This window comes from Paenibacillus sp. FSL P2-0136 (assembly GCF_037975325.1).
Classification (GTDB): domain Bacteria; phylum Bacillota; class Bacilli; order Paenibacillales; family Paenibacillaceae; genus Paenibacillus_AQ; species Paenibacillus_AQ silagei.
Map to the genome: position 1 here is coordinate 7,441,741 of NZ_CP150244.1, position 15,246 is coordinate 7,456,986.

15 protein-coding genes and 1 riboswitch are annotated in these 15,246 nt (G+C 56.2%); all 15 genes read left to right on the forward strand.

The window, feature by feature from the left end:
* The first annotated feature begins 180 nt into the window (after positions 1-180).
* The 15 genes from NYE26_RS32020 (at position 181) to NYE26_RS32090 (ending at position 15,114) form a co-directional block, all read left to right on the forward strand.
* Positions 181-1,398, forward strand: a complete 1,218-nt coding sequence (locus tag NYE26_RS32020; protein WP_036726347.1) for an ATP phosphoribosyltransferase regulatory subunit — start codon at positions 181-183, stop codon at positions 1,396-1,398.
* 60 nt (positions 1,399-1,458) lie between these two features.
* Positions 1,459-2,103, forward strand: coding sequence for an ATP phosphoribosyltransferase (gene hisG / locus NYE26_RS32025; protein ID WP_036726240.1), 645 nt, complete (start codon positions 1,459-1,461; stop codon positions 2,101-2,103).
* Positions 2,104-2,139: 36 nt separating this feature from the next.
* Positions 2,140-3,450, forward strand: a complete 1,311-nt coding sequence (hisD, locus tag NYE26_RS32030) for a histidinol dehydrogenase (RefSeq protein ID WP_339252773.1) — start codon at positions 2,140-2,142, stop codon at positions 3,448-3,450.
* Entirely contained in the window at positions 3,437-4,048 is a 612-nt protein-coding gene (gene hisB, locus NYE26_RS32035) for an imidazoleglycerol-phosphate dehydratase HisB (RefSeq protein WP_339252775.1), read from the forward strand. The genes hisD and hisB overlap by 14 nt, the downstream gene beginning before the upstream one ends.
* Before the next feature lies 1 nt (position 4,049).
* Positions 4,050-4,670 carry an imidazole glycerol phosphate synthase subunit HisH gene (gene hisH / locus NYE26_RS32040; protein ID WP_339252777.1) on the forward strand — a complete coding sequence of 207 codons (621 nt, stop codon included), beginning with the start codon at positions 4,050-4,052 and terminating at the stop codon, positions 4,668-4,670.
* Between the two features lie 42 nt (positions 4,671-4,712).
* Positions 4,713-5,462, forward strand: a complete 750-nt coding sequence (hisA, locus tag NYE26_RS32045; protein WP_339252779.1) for a 1-(5-phosphoribosyl)-5-[(5-phosphoribosylamino)methylideneamino]imidazole-4-carboxamide isomerase — start codon at positions 4,713-4,715, stop codon at positions 5,460-5,462.
* Between the two features lie 25 nt (positions 5,463-5,487).
* Positions 5,488-6,246, forward strand: a complete 759-nt coding sequence (gene hisF / locus NYE26_RS32050) for an imidazole glycerol phosphate synthase subunit HisF (RefSeq protein ID WP_036726247.1) — start codon at positions 5,488-5,490, stop codon at positions 6,244-6,246.
* Positions 6,243-6,962 (forward strand): bifunctional phosphoribosyl-AMP cyclohydrolase/phosphoribosyl-ATP diphosphatase HisIE, encoded by a 720-nt coding sequence (gene hisIE, locus NYE26_RS32055; RefSeq protein WP_339252781.1) that lies wholly within the window; start codon positions 6,243-6,245, stop codon positions 6,960-6,962. The genes hisF and hisIE overlap by 4 nt, the downstream gene beginning before the upstream one ends.
* A gap of 14 nt (positions 6,963-6,976) precedes the next feature.
* Positions 6,977-7,804 carry a histidinol-phosphatase HisJ gene (gene hisJ, locus NYE26_RS32060; RefSeq protein WP_339252783.1) on the forward strand — a complete coding sequence of 276 codons (828 nt, stop codon included), beginning with the start codon at positions 6,977-6,979 and terminating at the stop codon, positions 7,802-7,804.
* A 23-nt stretch (positions 7,805-7,827) separates the two neighbouring features.
* Complete coding sequence (locus tag NYE26_RS32065; RefSeq protein WP_036726251.1) at positions 7,828-8,775, forward strand: ribose-phosphate pyrophosphokinase; 948 nt, start codon at positions 7,828-7,830, stop codon at positions 8,773-8,775.
* 166 nt (positions 8,776-8,941) lie between these two features.
* The gene (locus NYE26_RS32070) at positions 8,942-10,390 is read left to right on the forward strand and encodes a tetratricopeptide repeat protein (protein WP_339252785.1); all 1,449 of its coding nucleotides are present in this window, start codon (positions 8,942-8,944) and stop codon (positions 10,388-10,390) included.
* Positions 10,391-10,436: 46 nt separating this feature from the next.
* On the forward strand, positions 10,437-11,390 hold the full coding sequence (gene trxB / locus NYE26_RS32075) for a thioredoxin-disulfide reductase (RefSeq protein WP_036726252.1): 954 nt from the start codon (positions 10,437-10,439) through the stop codon (positions 11,388-11,390).
* Positions 11,391-11,439: 49 nt separating this feature from the next.
* Positions 11,440-11,546, forward strand: a riboswitch (TPP riboswitch).
* Positions 11,547-11,698: 152 nt separating this feature from the next.
* Positions 11,699-13,393 (forward strand): phosphomethylpyrimidine synthase ThiC, encoded by a 1,695-nt coding sequence (thiC, locus tag NYE26_RS32080; RefSeq protein WP_339252789.1) that lies wholly within the window; start codon positions 11,699-11,701, stop codon positions 13,391-13,393.
* A gap of 216 nt (positions 13,394-13,609) precedes the next feature.
* Complete coding sequence (locus tag NYE26_RS32085) at positions 13,610-13,837, forward strand: DUF1858 domain-containing protein (protein WP_036690062.1); 228 nt, start codon at positions 13,610-13,612, stop codon at positions 13,835-13,837.
* Positions 13,838-13,851: 14 nt separating this feature from the next.
* Complete coding sequence (locus NYE26_RS32090) at positions 13,852-15,114, forward strand: DUF438 domain-containing protein (RefSeq protein ID WP_209878660.1); 1,263 nt, start codon at positions 13,852-13,854, stop codon at positions 15,112-15,114.
* Positions 15,115-15,246 lie beyond the last annotated feature (132 nt).

The following is a 15,246-nucleotide window of genomic DNA, read 5'->3' on the forward strand; positions in this document are numbered from 1 at the left end:
TAACTTATTATATTCGCCGCTTATCCCGGTGGCAAAAGGAACTCTGGAATTCAAGCGAATTGTTGACGCAAAAGGATGGTCCGTGATACGATATTGCCACTACTTTACTTTGCTACCACTTTACCATGATAAAGCATTTGATGATACCCTTTAACATATCCGATGAGGTGAACAATGAAGATGGCCAAACCAAAGGGATTTGAAAAGCCTGCCGGCGTAAGGGATTATCTCCCGCGTGCGGTAACGAAGCTGCGCAAGATCGAGAAGGATGTACTTCACTGTATGAGCCGCTGGGGCTACCGGCAGATGATTACGCCTACTCTTGAGTATTACGATACGGTCGGTGTAGCCAGCTCTACATCTGATCAGAAGCTGTATAAATTGCTGAACAACCGTGGGCAGGCGCTGGTGCTGCGTTCAGAAATGACGGCACCTGTAGCCCGTGTGGTCTCCTCTCTATTGAAGGATGAGCCGCTGCCGCTGCGTTTGTCCTACCATGCCAACGTCTTCCGGGCCATTGAAGAAGAGGCCGGGCGGGAGGCAGAATTCTTTCAGACCGGTGTAGAGCTTGTCGGTGATGATTCGCCGGAGGCTGACGCGGAGGTAGTCGCGCTGGCAATTGCTTCACTGCAGGCGGCGGGCGTAAAGTCTTTTAAAATAGCAATTGGACATGTGGGCTTCCTCGACGGTCTCTTTCAGGAGGCGGTATCCGGCCTGCCCCAGGCTCAGGAGGAGCTGAAGAGCCATCTGCTCAGCCGCGATTATGTAGCCTTCCGCCAGACGCTGCGGCGTCTTGAGCTGTCTGCTGCCCAGAAGCAGGAGCTGGATGGACTGCTGCGGCTGCGCGGCGGGAAGGAGATCTGCGGACAGGCGCTGGAGCTGAGCAACCATCCGGTGGCGCGCGCGTCGATCGAGCATCTGTGCAAGGTATGGGAGGTGCTGGTTGCTTACGGTGTCTCGGAGCATGTACTGATTGATCTGACGATGATCGGTGATTTCTCTTACTATACAGGCATGACCTTCGAGGGATATGCTTCCGAGCTGGGCTTCCCGGTATGCAGCGGCGGCCGGTATGACAACCTGCTGCAGCAATTCGGACGTCCGATTCCCTCCACCGGCTTCTCCCTGAAGACCAACCGTATTCTGGATGGAGTCTCCGGGCTGCTGGAAGAGGAAGAGCTGCCGATTCTGGTCCAGTACGATGCACTGCGGCGCCAGGAGGGTCTTGCCGAGGCTGCGAGGCTGCGCTCGGAAGGGCATGCTGTGGTTACACGGCTGGCAACAGGCCCGGAGGAGCTGAAGACCGTGAAGCGGCTGGATGCGGATACTATTCAGGCAGAGGGCGAGCTGTACGGCGAGATCTACACGTTCGTGTCGTTTGTCAGCGAGCATGGGTGAGCGGAGCTGCTGCAGGTGGTTTTGAAATGATGAGTACACACGAAACGGGGGCGGGTATTGATGGCACAGATTCTTAAGGTGGCCATGCCGAAAGGCCGGATTTACAATAAAGCGGCAGAGCTGTTCCGCCAGGCGGGACTGCCGATTCCTCCGGACGGAGAAGAGTCGCGCAAGCTGGTGATTTCCTTGCCGGAGGCCGGAATGGAGTTCATTCTGGCCAAGCCGGTGGATGTGCCCACTTATGTAGAGTATGGAGTGGCGGATATCGGTATTGTCGGCAAGGATGTGCTGCTGGAGGAGAGCCGCGATGTGTACGAGCTGCTGGATCTCGGGATCGCCCGCTGCCGGATGTCGATTATCGGGCTTCCGAACTGGCAGCCGGGCATTCAGCAGCGGGTAGCTACCAAGTACCCGAACGTGGCTTCGCGGTATTTCCGTGAGCAAGGCCAGCAGGTGGAGGTTGTGAAGCTGAACGGCTCCATCGAGCTGGCACCGCTGATCGGGCTGGCTGACCGGATTGTGGATATGGTAGAGACCGGCCAGACGCTGAAGGATAACGGTCTGGTGGAGATGACGAGCATCTTCGAGATCACCAGCCGCCTGGTGGCGAACCGGGTAAGCTACCGGATGAAGAATGAGGAGATTCAACAGCTGTGCGACCGGCTGCAGGCTGTTATTGCAGAACCGGGGTTGCAGGTAAAATAATATAAGCAAAACTATAAGCTCAAGGGGGAAGCGGCGGTGAAGATCCAGTCCAGTAAGGAATTTAAACTGCAGCGTGAGGTGGAATACGGCACGCCGGAGCAGAACAAGGCCGTACGTGAAATCGTGGCCGATATCAAGCGGGAAGGCGACGCGGCGCTGCTCCGTTATACGGAGCGCTTCGACGGCGCTGTACTGACGCCAGCGCAGCTGCGCGTAACGCCGGAGGAGCTTGAGGCCGCCTACGGCCGGGTAGAGGAGTCCTTCGTGACGGCGATTCGCGCAGCAGCCGTGAATATCCGTGCGTTCCATGCGCGGCAGAAACGCAATTCCTGGATGGATCTGCAGCCGGACGGCACGATCCTCGGCCAGATCATCCGCCCGCTGAAGCGCGTGGGCGTCTATGTTCCCGGCGGCAAGGCGGCCTACCCGTCGTCGGTGCTGATGAACGTGATACCGGCACAGATCGCCGGGGTGCCGGAGATCGTGATGGTGACACCGCCTTCGACGGGCGGCTCTGAAGGTATTGATCCTTATATTCTCGTGGCCGCCGCTGAAGCGGGCGTACACGAGATCTACCGCGTAGGCGGCGCGCAGGCCATCGCCGCCCTCGCCTTCGGCACGGAATCGATCGTGCCGGTCGACAAGATCTGCGGGCCAGGGAACATCTACGTGGCCCTGGCCAAGCGCGAGGTCTACGGCGCTGTCGACATCGACAGCATCGCCGGACCGAGCGAGATCGTCGTGCTCGCCGACGATACCGCTGAGGCCGCCTACATCGCGGCCGACCTGCTCTCGCAGGCCGAGCACGACGAGATGGCGTCGGCGATCCTCGTGACGCCGTCGCAGCGTCTCGCGGAGGCGGTGGCTGCCGAGGTTGAGCGGCAGCTGCAGGCATTGCCGCGCGAGCAAATCGCGCGGGCCTCGGTCGAGAACTACGGCGCGATTATCGTCGTAGACTCGCTTGAGGAGGGCATCTCCGTGGTGAACCGGCTCGCGCCGGAGCATCTGGAGATTGTGGTGAAAGACCCGATGGGGCTGACCGGCGCAATAGAGAACGCCGGTGCGATCTTCCTCGGGCCGTACAGCTCGGAGCCGGTCGGCGACTACTTCGCCGGACCGAACCATATTATACCGACGAATGGCACAGCGCGGTTCTCCTCGCCTGTAGATGTGGATGACTTCATCAAGAAGTCCAGCCTGATCTATTACAGCAAGGAAGCACTGCTGCGCGACGGGGCGGCGATTATGGAGCTTGCCCGGCGTGAAGGACTGGAAGGCCATGCACGCGCCATCGAAATCCGGCTTACGAACGAAGCGAAAGGTGGAGACACAAATGGAGAACAATAACAACGAACTGGCGCTGCGTAAGGCCGGACTTAGCCGTACAACCAATGAAACGGACATCAAGCTAACCTTTGCCGTGGACGGCAGCGGGGTCTCCGAACTGGAGACCGATGTGCCGTTCCTGAATCATATGCTGGATCTGTTCACGAAGCATGGACAGTTTGACCTCTCTGTACAGGCGCGGGGAGATATCGAGATTGATGATCACCATACGGTGGAGGATATCGGTATCTGTCTCGGACAGGCTCTGCGTGAAGCACTTGGCGATAAAAAAGGCATCAAGCGGTACGCCAGTGTCTTCGTCCCTATGGATGAGGCGCTTGCCCAGGTAGTGATCGATATCAGCAACCGGCCGCATTTCGAATACCGGGCAGCGTATCCTTCCCAGCAGGTAGGCAGCTTCTCAACAGAGCTGGTACATGAATTCCTGTGGAAGTTCGCACTGGAGGCGAGAATTACGCTGCATGTCATCGTTCATTACGGCTCCAATACCCATCACATGATTGAAGCGGTCTTCAAGGCGCTGGGACGGGCACTGGATGAGGCGACCCTGGTAGATCCCCGGGTGAAGGGCGTGCCTTCAACGAAGGGAGTGCTGTAGTATGGCCGTTGCAATCGTCGATTACGGCATGGGCAACCTGCACAGTGTCAGCAAGGCCGTAGAGCGGCTGGGGTATACGAGTCTTGTAACCTCGGATGCCGCCGAGATCCTGGCGGCAGACAGTGTCATTCTGCCGGGAGTCGGTGCCTTTGGCGATGCGATGGAGCACTTACGGGAGAGCGGAATGGATGATGTCGTCCGGGCCGCAGCGTCAGCGGGCCAGCCGGTGCTGGGCATTTGCCTCGGAATGCAGCTGCTGTTCAGCAGCAGCGAGGAGCATGGCGAGCATAAGGGGCTGGGGCTTCTGCCCGGCGCAGTGGTGCGCTTCGCCCCCCGGGACGGCTACAAGGTGCCGCATATGGGCTGGAACAAGCTGAGCTTCCGCCAGCCGGAGAGTCCGCTGCTGGCCGGCCTGACGGAGGGGCATGTGTACTTCGTGCACTCCTATCATGCACTCGCGGCAGACGGCGATCTGCTGGCCGTCACAGACTATGGACATCCGGTAACGGCTATTGTGGGCCGCGGCAATGTCTACGGTATGCAGTTCCACCCGGAGAAGAGCGGGGAGCATGGCGTCAAGCTGCTGGGTAATTTCCTGAGGCTCCAGGCACAGCAGGCTTAGCCTGCCTGAATCACTAATTTGCAATGAAAGCGGGGAGTATTCATGTCTTCTTTTATCCTATATCCGGCGATTGATATCCGGGACGGCAAGTGTGTCCGGCTGCAGCAGGGTGATTATGCCCAAGAGACGATCTATAACGACAGTCCGGTAGAGGTAGCTAAGTCATGGGAAGAGCAGGGCGGGCAGTATATCCATCTGGTGGATCTGGACGGAGCCAAAGCAGGCTGCCCCGTGAATGATGCCATCATTGGAACTATTGCTAAGCATGCGAATGTTCCTGTACAGGTCGGCGGCGGTCTCCGTACTCTTGCCGATGTCGAGAAGCTGCTGGGCCTTGGCGTCAGCCGGGTGATTATCGGAACGGCAGCCATTAATGATCAGGCTTTTACAGAAGCGGTTCTTGCCAAATACGGCGACAAAGTTGCCATCGGCATCGATGCCCGCAACGGCTATGTGGCTACGCACGGCTGGCTTAATACATCTGAGGTCCGCGCGGAAGATCTGGCCAGAGAGCTGGCCGCCAAAGGTGCCGAGACCTTCATCTATACCGATATCTCCCGTGACGGGATGATGCAGGGGCCGAACGTGGAAGGCATTCTCTCTATGGCTAAAGCAAGCGGCCGCAGCGTAATCGCTTCCGGCGGCGTGACCAGCCTTAATGATCTGCAGCGCCTGAACGTACATAGCGGCAGCGGAATCGGCGGGGCGATTGTGGGCAAGGCGCTGTATACTGGCAATATTAATCTGGGTGAAGCGCTGCAGACCCTGGGCCAATCCTCCGGATTGCGGTAAGTCTATACTAAGGAGGGGTCTTGGCATGTTGGCGAAACGGATTATTCCCTGTCTGGATGTGAAGGACGGGCGTGTGGTAAAAGGCGTGAATTTTGTGAATCTGCGCGATGCCGGAGATCCGGTGGAGCTTGCGGCGCTGTACGACCGTGAGGGAGCGGATGAGCTGGTATTCCTCGATATTTCCGCTTCTGTGGAAGGCAGGGCGACCATGATTGAAGTGGTGCGGCAGACGGCGGGTGAGATTGCCATTCCCTTCACGGTCGGCGGGGGCATCTCGACCCCTGATGATATGAAGCGGATTCTGCGTGCCGGAGCGGACAAGATCGGCATTAACACGGCCGCTGTAAATAACCCTCAGCTGATTCTGGAAGGGGCCCGTCACTTCGGCTCCCAGTGCATTGTAGTGGCGATGGATGCCAAATATAATGAGGCTTGGGGCGAATGGGAAGTGTATACGCACGGCGGACGTACGCCCACGGGTATCCGGGCCTTGAACTGGGCCAAGGAAGCGGAGCGGCTGGGGGCCGGCGAGATTCTGCTTACAAGTATGGACGCGGACGGGACCAAGGACGGCTTCGACCTGAAGCTGACGGCGGCGGTCAGCGACCTTCTGAGTATTCCTGTCATTGCTTCCGGCGGGGCCGGGAGAATTGAGCATTTCTATGATGTATTTACGGAAGGCCGGGCAGATGCCGGACTTGCGGCAACCATTTTTCACTATAAAGAGATTGCTATTCATGATCTGAAGGCTGATCTGAAGCAAAGAGGAGTAGAGATCCGATGAGCGAGGACAAGAAGGATATCGCACTAAGCCAGCAGGAGGCAGTGTCCGGCATCCGCTGGAATGAATCCGGCCTGCTGCCTGCTGTCATTCAGGATGCGCGCACCCTGGAGGTATTAATGTTCGCCTATATGAATCCTGAATCGCTGCAGCGCTCACTTACGAGCGGCCAGACCTGGTTCTGGAGCCGTTCACGCAGCGAGCTGTGGCATAAGGGGGGGACGTCCGGCAATACGCAGGCGATCACCTCGATCCATTACGATTGTGACAGCGATACGCTGCTGGTGAAGGTAGTGCCGGAGGGTCCGGCCTGCCATACCGGGGAGAACAGCTGCTTCTTCCGCGAGATTCCGCTCGATTCACCGGCAACCGTAACTGACACTGCCGGGAATGCCGTGAACGCTGCTGAAGCAGAGAGCGGCCGGTTTGCGGTACTCGGGGAGCTGGAGCGTGTGATTGCCGAGCGTGAGGTGAACCGTCCTGAGGGGGCGTATACGACCTATCTGTTCGACAAGGGCGTGGACAAGATCCTGAAGAAGGTCGGTGAGGAAGCCTCCGAGACGATCATTGCCGCCAAAAACAAAGATAATGCCGAGCTGCGCCTGGAGGTCAGCGATCTGATCTATCACCTGCTCGTGCTGTTGCAGGAGCGCAAGCTTCCGCTGGATGAGATTCTGGAAGAGCTGAGCGCCCGCCATGAACGCCCGCGGCGGGATTAGGAGGAACTTTCTGCATGCACATCGATTATCATACCCATCATGAACGCTGCGGCCATGCGGTCGGGAAGCTGGAGGAGTATGTGCAGCGGGGCATCGCTCTGGGTCTTGAGCAGCTCGGGCTGTCGGATCATCTGCCGCTGATCCATGTCGACCCGGACCACTACTATCCCGAGATGGCTATGCCTCTTGCAGAGCTTCCGCGATATGTGGAGGAATGCCTTACGCTGAAGGAGCGCTACCGGGGCACGATTGAGCTGCGGGTCGGGCTGGAGGCGGATTATATTGAGGGATATGAGGAGCAGATCCGCGAGCTTTTGGCACCCTATCCGTGGGATTATCTGATTGGCTCGGTGCATTTCCTGGGAGAATGGGATATTACCGACCACCGGCAGACCCATGGCTGGGAAGGCCAGGATGTCATGGCGGTATACCGCCGCTATTATGATGCTGTACAGAAGTCGGCGTTATCAGGATTATATGATATTATAGGACATATGGATGTCATCAAAAGGTTCGGTTACGGACCCCGGACGCCGGAGGACCTGGCGGAGGCTAAGAAGCTTGAGCTGGATACGCTGAAGGTCATTGCCCGCAGCGGCATCGCGATGGAGCTGAACGCTTCCGGGCTGTCCAAGCCGTGCGCCGAGATGTTCCCGGCAGAGCATGTGCTCGTCCAGGCGCTTGCGCTGGGCATTCCGCTCACGGTTGGCTCTGATGCGCATGATCCCATGAAGCTGGGAGACGGCTTAACAGAGGCCCGGGACATGCTCTGGCGCACCGGCTTCCGCGAACTGTCCGTCTTTGAAGGACGCCGCCGTACATCTGTTCCGTTCAGCGTATAAATTTATAATCCCAGGAGGGTACTATGCATCATCAATTACGGATTTTTTCCGGTTCGTCGAATCCGAAGCTTGCCGCTGATATTGCGGAGCGCCTTGGTGCGCCGCTTGGCCAGATTAAGCTGACCCGTTTCAAAAGCGGCGAGATTTATGTGCATTATGAAGAGAGCATCCGGAACTGCGACGTATTTTTGGTGCAATCCCTGGCTCATCCGATTAACGAGCTGTTTGTAGAGCTGCTGGTCATGATTGATGCCGCCAAGCGCGCATCGGCCAGAACGGTGAACATTATCGTTCCCTATTACGGGTACGCCCGGCAGGAGCGTAAGTCCGCACCACGTGAGCCGATCTCGGCCAAAATGGTTGCCGATGTGCTGACCACCGCCGGTGCAACGCGAGTAATTACGATTGATCTGCATGCCGCAGCCATACAGGGATTCTTCAATATCCCGGTCGATCATCTGACGGCGCTTGATCTGATTAGCGGTTATCTGAAGGTGAAGGGGCTTACCGATCTGGTCGTGGTCTCCCCGGATGCGGGACGGGCGTCCATGGCGGAGAAGCTGGCCAGCCGGCTGGATTCGCCGTTCGCCATCATGATTAAGAAGCGTCCGGCGCATAATGAATCGGTGATTACGCATGTCATTGGTGATGTGGAAGGCAGGACGCCAATCATTATAGAGGATCTTATAGATACCGGAACCACAATCGTCAATGTGGTGGAGGGCCTGAAGGAGCGGGGTGCCCGGAACAGTATCGTCTGTGCTACGCACGGACTGTTCTCCGGGGATGCGCTTGAGCGGATGGATCATCCCAATATCGACGAGATTGTCATTACCGATTCGATTGCCCTGCCGGACGAGCATTCCAGCAGATTCGCAGTGCTCTCGGTAGCTCCCATGCTGGCTGAGGCCACGCGTATTATCATCGAGGGCGGTTCCATAGATAAGCTGTTCAGAGACGCGGGGATTTAACTCCCGCGTCTTTTTTTGAGCTTTTCCCTCCCGTTAGCTCTCTCTCTGAGACTTGAGAATCTCGTTGCCACATGTGGTATACTGTGTGAAGAAGACAGCCGAGACCATAAATGGAAACGAACAGGTAAGGCTAGGGAAGCTGAAACAAGGGAGGTGCCTTGCTTCCATGATAGAGAGAACTTCAGAGAATACCGCGGAGCACAGTAATGTCATTCCGGTCACTCTGGATGCCAATTTTTTCTTTGAAAGAGCCGTTCGGTCGCTGGACCGCTTTCAATATGATAAGGCATTAAGAAATTTTCGCAAAGCTGTTGAATATGAGCCGGATAATCCGGTGAATCATTGCAATATGGCGGGTATATTATCTGAGATGGGCAATTATACCGCATCTAACGAGATTCTTATCCATGTTCTGGAGAAAATCGACCCCGCTATGACAGAATGCCATTTCTACATGGCTAATAACTTCGCCAATATGGAAAGCTTTGAAGAGGCGGAGCGCTCGCTGGTCACTTACTTGGAAGAGGATGCTAACGGCGAGTTCATGACCGAATCCGAAGAGCTGATGGAGCTGCTGCAATATGAGCTGAACCGGCCTGCTCCGCTGGTGCGTATCCGCAGCCGTGAGGGAGTCGTAGAGCATGACCGGGCGCGGAGTCTGCTGGAGGAGGGGAAGTTCCCTCAGGCTGTAGAGCTGCTGGAGGAGATCACTGCGGGTACCCCGGATTTTTTGGCTGCGCATAATAATCTGGCACTAGCTCATTTCTATATGGGCCGGTTCGCCAAGGCGAAGGAATGTCTGAATGAGGTGCTGAAGCAAGACCCCGGCAATCTGCACGCTCTGTGCAATATGGCCATCTTCCTGCAGTATGCAGGAGATAAGGAACAGCTTGAAACGCTGCTCGGTATGCTTGAAGCAACGGTGCCGTTCCATCAGGAGCATGTATTCAAAATGGCTACAACCATGGGTATCCTGGGCCGGCACGCTGCCGCTTACAGCCATTTCCGCCGTCTGCTGAAGGACGAGGAGGTCGCCGGAGACGCCGGGCTGTATCATTACTGTGCTGCGGCGGCAAGCAATAGCGGAAAACATGATGAGGCGCTGCGCTGCTGGAGACAGGCAGCCAAGCTGGACCCTGCTTCCGCTGTCCCGGCGTTCTTCCTGTCCCAGCTCCAGCAGGCCCGGGCAGAAGGGCACCCTATGCCTGCTGTCAGCTATAACTATCAGCTGCCCTTCCAGGAGCAGCTGAAGCAGTGGAAGGGCAATACGGGCAGATTCACTGAAGAAGTGCGGAATAATCCGCTGCTGCGCGCCTCGTTCTTCTGGGCGCTGCGCTACGGCGATTCCGCTACGAAGCTTCAGGTGACCGAGGCTCTCCGCTGGATTGAGGACGAGGAGATGTCCGAGGTACTGCGCGGAGTTCTGGAGCAGGAGCCGCTGCAGGAGGACCGCCTGCAGGAGGCGGCATTGTTCAGCCTTCAGCGGTTGATCGGGGAGAACCTGAATGAAGCCGGTGGCTCGCCCGGCGAAGAGCAGGAGCCTGCGGCTGCTCCCGGACCCAAGGGGATGCTGCCCGGAACCGGCGGCTTATCGCCGTCCACTACCCGTATTTGAAGCAATTGCTGTTGTAAGAACACCTACTTGTAAGGAGGCCAATGTAATGTACAAAACGATTGTAATCGGAACAGGCCCGGCCGGGCTGACTGCCGCGATTTATCTGGCGCGTGCGAACCTGAGCCCGCTGGTCATTGAAGGCTTGCAGCCGGGGGGACAACTGACAACGACGACAGAAGTGGAGAACTTTCCAGGCTTCCCTGAAGGGATTCTGGGTCCGGACCTGATGGACAATATGCGCAAGCAGGCGGAACGCTTCGGCGCTGAATTCAAGAATGGCTGGGTGGAGTCGGTGGACTTCTCACAGCGTCCGTTCAAGGTAACAGTGGACGGAATGGGTGTACTGGAAGCGGAGTCGGTTATTATTTCAACCGGGGCCTCTGCAAGATATCTGGGCATTCCGGGCGAGCAGGAGAATGTGGGACGCGGGGTCAGCACCTGTGCGACCTGTGACGGCTTCTTTTTCCGTAATAAAAAGATTGTCGTCGTCGGCGGCGGAGACTCCGCCATGGAGGAAGCCAGCTTCCTGACCCGCTTTGCATCCAGCGTAACGCTGGTTCACCGCCGTCCCGAGCTGCGGGCCTCGAAGATCATGCAGGACCGGGCGCGTGACAACAGCAAGGTAACCTGGGCCTTGAACCGCACACCGGTTGAAGTAACGGTAGGAGAGACCGGAGTGAAGGGCCTTACGGTGCTTAACAATGAGACAGGTCTGACAGAATTGGTGGAGGCAGACGGCGTGTTCGTAGCGATTGGACACACACCGAACACAGCCTTCTTGGGCGGGCAGATCAATACGGATGAGAATGGCTATATTGTGGTCAACCCGGGTACCACCGAGACCAACATCCCGGGTGTATTCGCCTGTGGCGATGTACAGGATACCCGTTACCGTCAAGCGATATCGGCAGCGGGAACCGGTTGTATGGCCGCTATGGATGCCGAGAAGTTCCTGGAAGGCACGATGGTGCACGACTGGAGCGAATCGCTGGACAAATAACGGGTTTACAAGAATTACCCATACAGGTAAAATGTATTTAATTAGATAAGATACCCACTAGGGGAGCCTGAATAGGCTGAGACGGGAAAATTGAATTTCCGGACCCTTGAACCTGATCTGGATCATACCAGCGTAGGAAAGTGGAGTCGGACCTTTTTTGAATACAGTCTTTATTTGGCTGTTCCTTTAATAAAGCCGCTCCAGGTGGAGCGGCTTTTTGACTTGCAGGAATCAATAGATTCTTCAGCTCAATCTGCTGCGTGACCTCTTATCTGATGAGTGTACAGAGCGAAGAGGAGGAGATTGAAATGACAGGAATGGGTAAAAACGAAGAGGTGGATCTTTCGGGATTCCCCGCAAGCCGTAAAGTGTATGTGGAGGGCTCACGCCCGGATATCCGGGTGCCAATGCGGGAGATCAGCCTTAGCAGAACCGAAGGCGTTGCCGGGGAAGAGGAAAATGCTCCGCTGCGTGTCTATGACACAAGCGGTATGTACACGGATGCCGCGGAGGAGACGGATATTCGGAGGGGGCTGCCGCCGCACCGTTCAAGCTGGATCGCGGAGCGTGGCGATTCGGAGGAGTACACCGGAAGAGCCGTCCGGCCGGAGGATAACGGAATTCGCAGAGAGGGGGCTGCCGCAGAAGCTTATCCAGGACTGCGCAGGAATCCGAGGCGGGCCTATGCAGGCGGCAATGTGACCCAGCTGCATTATGCAAGGCAAGGGATCATCACACCGGAAATGGAGTATATTGCGATCCGGGAGAATATCCGGCCGGAGTTCGTAAGGGATGAGGTGGCTGCGGGCCGTGCTATTATTCCGGCCAATATCAATCACCCGGAGAGTGAGCCGATGATTATCGGCCGTAACTTCCTGGTGAAGATCAATGCCAACATCGGAAATTCGGCGGTCACTTCTTCTATTGAAGAGGAGGTGGAGAAGATGCGGTGGGCGACCCGTTGGGGGGCTGATACCATCATGGATCTCTCCACCGGCTCTAAGATCCATACCACCCGGGAGTGGATTATCCGCAATTCTCCTGTGCCGGTCGGGACAGTGCCCATATACCAGGCGCTGGAGAAGGTGAGCGGTATAGCCGAGGACTTAACCTGGGAGCTCTATCGCGACACGCTGATTGAGCAGGCGGAGCAGGGGGTGGATTACTTCACCATTCATGCCGGGGTGCTGCGGCGCTATATTCCGCTCACTGCCCGGAGAATGACCGGCATCGTATCCCGGGGCGGATCGATTATGGCTGCCTGGTGCCTGGCTCATCAGCAGGAGAACTTTCTGTACACACACTTCGAAGACATATGTGAGATTATGAAGACGTATGATGTGGCCTTCTCGCTGGGGGATGGCCTGCGTCCCGGCTCTATCGCCGATGCCAATGACGAAGCACAGTTCGCCGAGTTGGAGACGCTGGGAGAGCTGACGGCGCTTGCCTGGAAGCACGATGTTCAGGTTATGGTAGAAGGTCCGGGCCATGTGCCAATGCACAAGATCAAGGAGAATATGGACAAGCAGCTTGAGATTTGCCACGAAGCCCCTTTCTACACCCTCGGTCCGCTAACTACGGATATTGCACCCGGCTATGATCACATCACGTCGGCCATCGGGGCAGCGATAATCGGGGGGCTTGGAACGGCAATGCTGTGTTACGTTACACCTAAGGAGCATTTAGGCCTGCCTGACAAGAATGATGTGCGCGAAGGAGTCATTACCTACAAAATTGCTGCACATGCCGCAGACCTCGCCAAGGGACATCCGGGTGCGCAGGACCGGGACAACGCGCTGTCCAAGGCGCGGTTCGAGTTCCGCTGGCGCGACCAGTTTCATCTCTCCCTGGACCCGGAAAGGGCGCAGGCGTATCATGATGAGACCCTGCCTGCGGAGGGGGCAAAGCAGGCGCATTTCTGCTCGATGTGCGGCCCTAAATTCTGCAGCATGCGGATTTCGCATGATATCCGGAATTCCCATAGATGGAGCCAATCACTGTAACTTAGCTGCATGACCTAATCTATATGTAGGTACGTTGTTCATGGCCGAGAGGCCGTGATTACAGCGGAAACGTATTATTCTGAGGCTATCCCCCCAAGCCTGAATGGCTGGCGGGGATAGTCTTTTTGTAGTTAGTGATTACAATCACAATTCACCCCTGTACCCTATGCTAAGCTGGTGTTGAGAAGAATTCTCATTAGTGAGGTGTGCAAAAGGATGAGCAAAGCGTTGAAGCTGGATGAATCGGTCTTTGAGCTGGTAACCAGGCACCCGGAAATTGTTGAGATCATGGTGGAACTGGGTTTTCGTGATATTGCGAAGCCTGGAATGCTGCAGACTGCAGGACGATTCATGACCCTGTCCAAAGGAATGAAATTAAAGAAAATAGAGCTGGAAACCGTTCGGCTGGCCTTTCAGCAGCATGGTTTCGAGATTATAGAATAGAAGGAGAGATTGTAATGAGCGAACTGATTAATAACCGCGAGGTCGATATTCCGGAACAGACACGCCGCCAGGCTATGCTGAGAGAGATCATCAAGGAGCTGCATGCGGGCAAAAGCGTGGAGGAGGTTAAGGCGCGTTTTGAAGAAGCGGTAGGCGATGTTACGGTGGAGGAAATCTCCGCCATGGAGCACTCTCTGATGACCGAGGAAGGCATTCCGGTAGAGGAAGTACAGCGCCTCTGCTCCGTGCATACGGCAATCTTCAAGGGCTCGATTGAACAGATTCACCGTTCTTCTAAGCCTGAGGAGCAGCCCGGTCATCCCGTGCATACGTTCAAGCTGGAGAACCGGGAGATCGAACGTCTGGTCAACTTCCGCCTGGAGCTGCATGCGGATAAGTTCAAGAAGAACGCCAGCGATGAGATTATCTATAAGCTGCTGGAGGACCTGAGTCTGCTGCTGGATCTCGACAAGCACTACAGCCGCAAGGAGAATCTGCTTTTCCCTTACCTGGAGAAGTACGGCATATACGGTCCTACGAAGGTAATGTGGGGAGTGGATGACGGAATCCGCAATATGATCAAGGAAGCCAAGAAGGCGCTTAGCGCCTATAACGGAGACAGCGGGCAGATTACAGCCGCACTGGAGGAGATCATTAAGGAAGTCAATGAGATGATCTTCAAGGAAGAGAATATTCTGCTCCCGATGGCGCTGGATAAGCTGACTGAGGATGAGTGGGTCAAAATCGCCCGCGAAAGCGATGAAATCGGCTTCTGCCTGACTGCGCCCGACCAGGAATGGATACCGGAACGTGCAGCGGAGCCTGAGGGTGCTGATGTTCCGGCGGAAGAAGGGGAAGGCCTGTCCCCGCAGGGCTTCATCCGGTTCGAGACCGGGCTGCTGTCGCTACACCAGCTCGAGACGCTGATGAATCATCTGCCGGTGGATCTGACCTTTATCGACGAGAACGATGTCGTCCGCTACTTCTCACATGGCAAGGAACGGATCTTCGCCCGGACGAAGGCCGTTATCGGCCGCACCGTACAGAACTGCCATCCGCCGCAAAGTGTGCATGTTGTTGAGAAGCTGCTGGCTGATTTCAAAGCCGGAGTAAAGGATGCCGAAGATTTCTGGATTAACATCAAGGATAAATTCATCTATATCCGTTATTTCGCCGTGCGGGATGCAGAAGGCCGTTATATGGGGACGCTGGAATTCACCCAGAATATCGCACCGATCCGTGCTCTTGAGGGCCAGAAGCGGATTTTGTCCGAATAGCATTAAGGTATCTGGCACCCTACAATAGAAGAGAATGAACGGACTTTCTTGCCTACCTGGTGAGAAAGTCTTTTTGTTAACAAATAAGAACTGAAGTCCATTGCCCCGGGTGTATCGCCTTTCCTTGACCGC

What these genes read in the sequence shown, in the direction of transcription:
- trxB (WP_036726252.1), top strand. Translation starts at nt 10,437, where the DNA reads ATGTACAAAACGATTGTAATCGGAACAGGCCCGGCCGGGCTGACTGCC.
- NYE26_RS32065 (WP_036726251.1), top strand. Translation starts at nt 7,828, where the DNA reads ATGCATCATCAATTACGGATTTTTTCCGGTTCGTCGAATCCGAAGCTT.
- hisH (WP_339252777.1), top strand. Translation starts at nt 4,050, where the DNA reads ATGGCCGTTGCAATCGTCGATTACGGCATGGGCAACCTGCACAGTGTC.
- NYE26_RS32070 (WP_339252785.1), top strand. Translation starts at nt 8,942, where the DNA reads ATGATAGAGAGAACTTCAGAGAATACCGCGGAGCACAGTAATGTCATT.
- thiC (WP_339252789.1), top strand. Translation starts at nt 11,699, where the DNA reads ATGACAGGAATGGGTAAAAACGAAGAGGTGGATCTTTCGGGATTCCCC.
- hisB (WP_339252775.1), top strand. Translation starts at nt 3,437, where the DNA reads ATGGAGAACAATAACAACGAACTGGCGCTGCGTAAGGCCGGACTTAGC.
- hisIE (WP_339252781.1), top strand. Translation starts at nt 6,243, where the DNA reads ATGAGCGAGGACAAGAAGGATATCGCACTAAGCCAGCAGGAGGCAGTG.
- NYE26_RS32085 (WP_036690062.1), top strand. Translation starts at nt 13,610, where the DNA reads ATGAGCAAAGCGTTGAAGCTGGATGAATCGGTCTTTGAGCTGGTAACC.
- hisA (WP_339252779.1), top strand. Translation starts at nt 4,713, where the DNA reads ATGTCTTCTTTTATCCTATATCCGGCGATTGATATCCGGGACGGCAAG.
- NYE26_RS32090 (WP_209878660.1), top strand. Translation starts at nt 13,852, where the DNA reads ATGAGCGAACTGATTAATAACCGCGAGGTCGATATTCCGGAACAGACA.
- hisJ (WP_339252783.1), top strand. Translation starts at nt 6,977, where the DNA reads ATGCACATCGATTATCATACCCATCATGAACGCTGCGGCCATGCGGTC.
- NYE26_RS32020 (WP_036726347.1), top strand. Translation starts at nt 181, where the DNA reads ATGGCCAAACCAAAGGGATTTGAAAAGCCTGCCGGCGTAAGGGATTAT.
- hisG (WP_036726240.1), top strand. Translation starts at nt 1,459, where the DNA reads ATGGCACAGATTCTTAAGGTGGCCATGCCGAAAGGCCGGATTTACAAT.
- hisF (WP_036726247.1), top strand. Translation starts at nt 5,488, where the DNA reads ATGTTGGCGAAACGGATTATTCCCTGTCTGGATGTGAAGGACGGGCGT.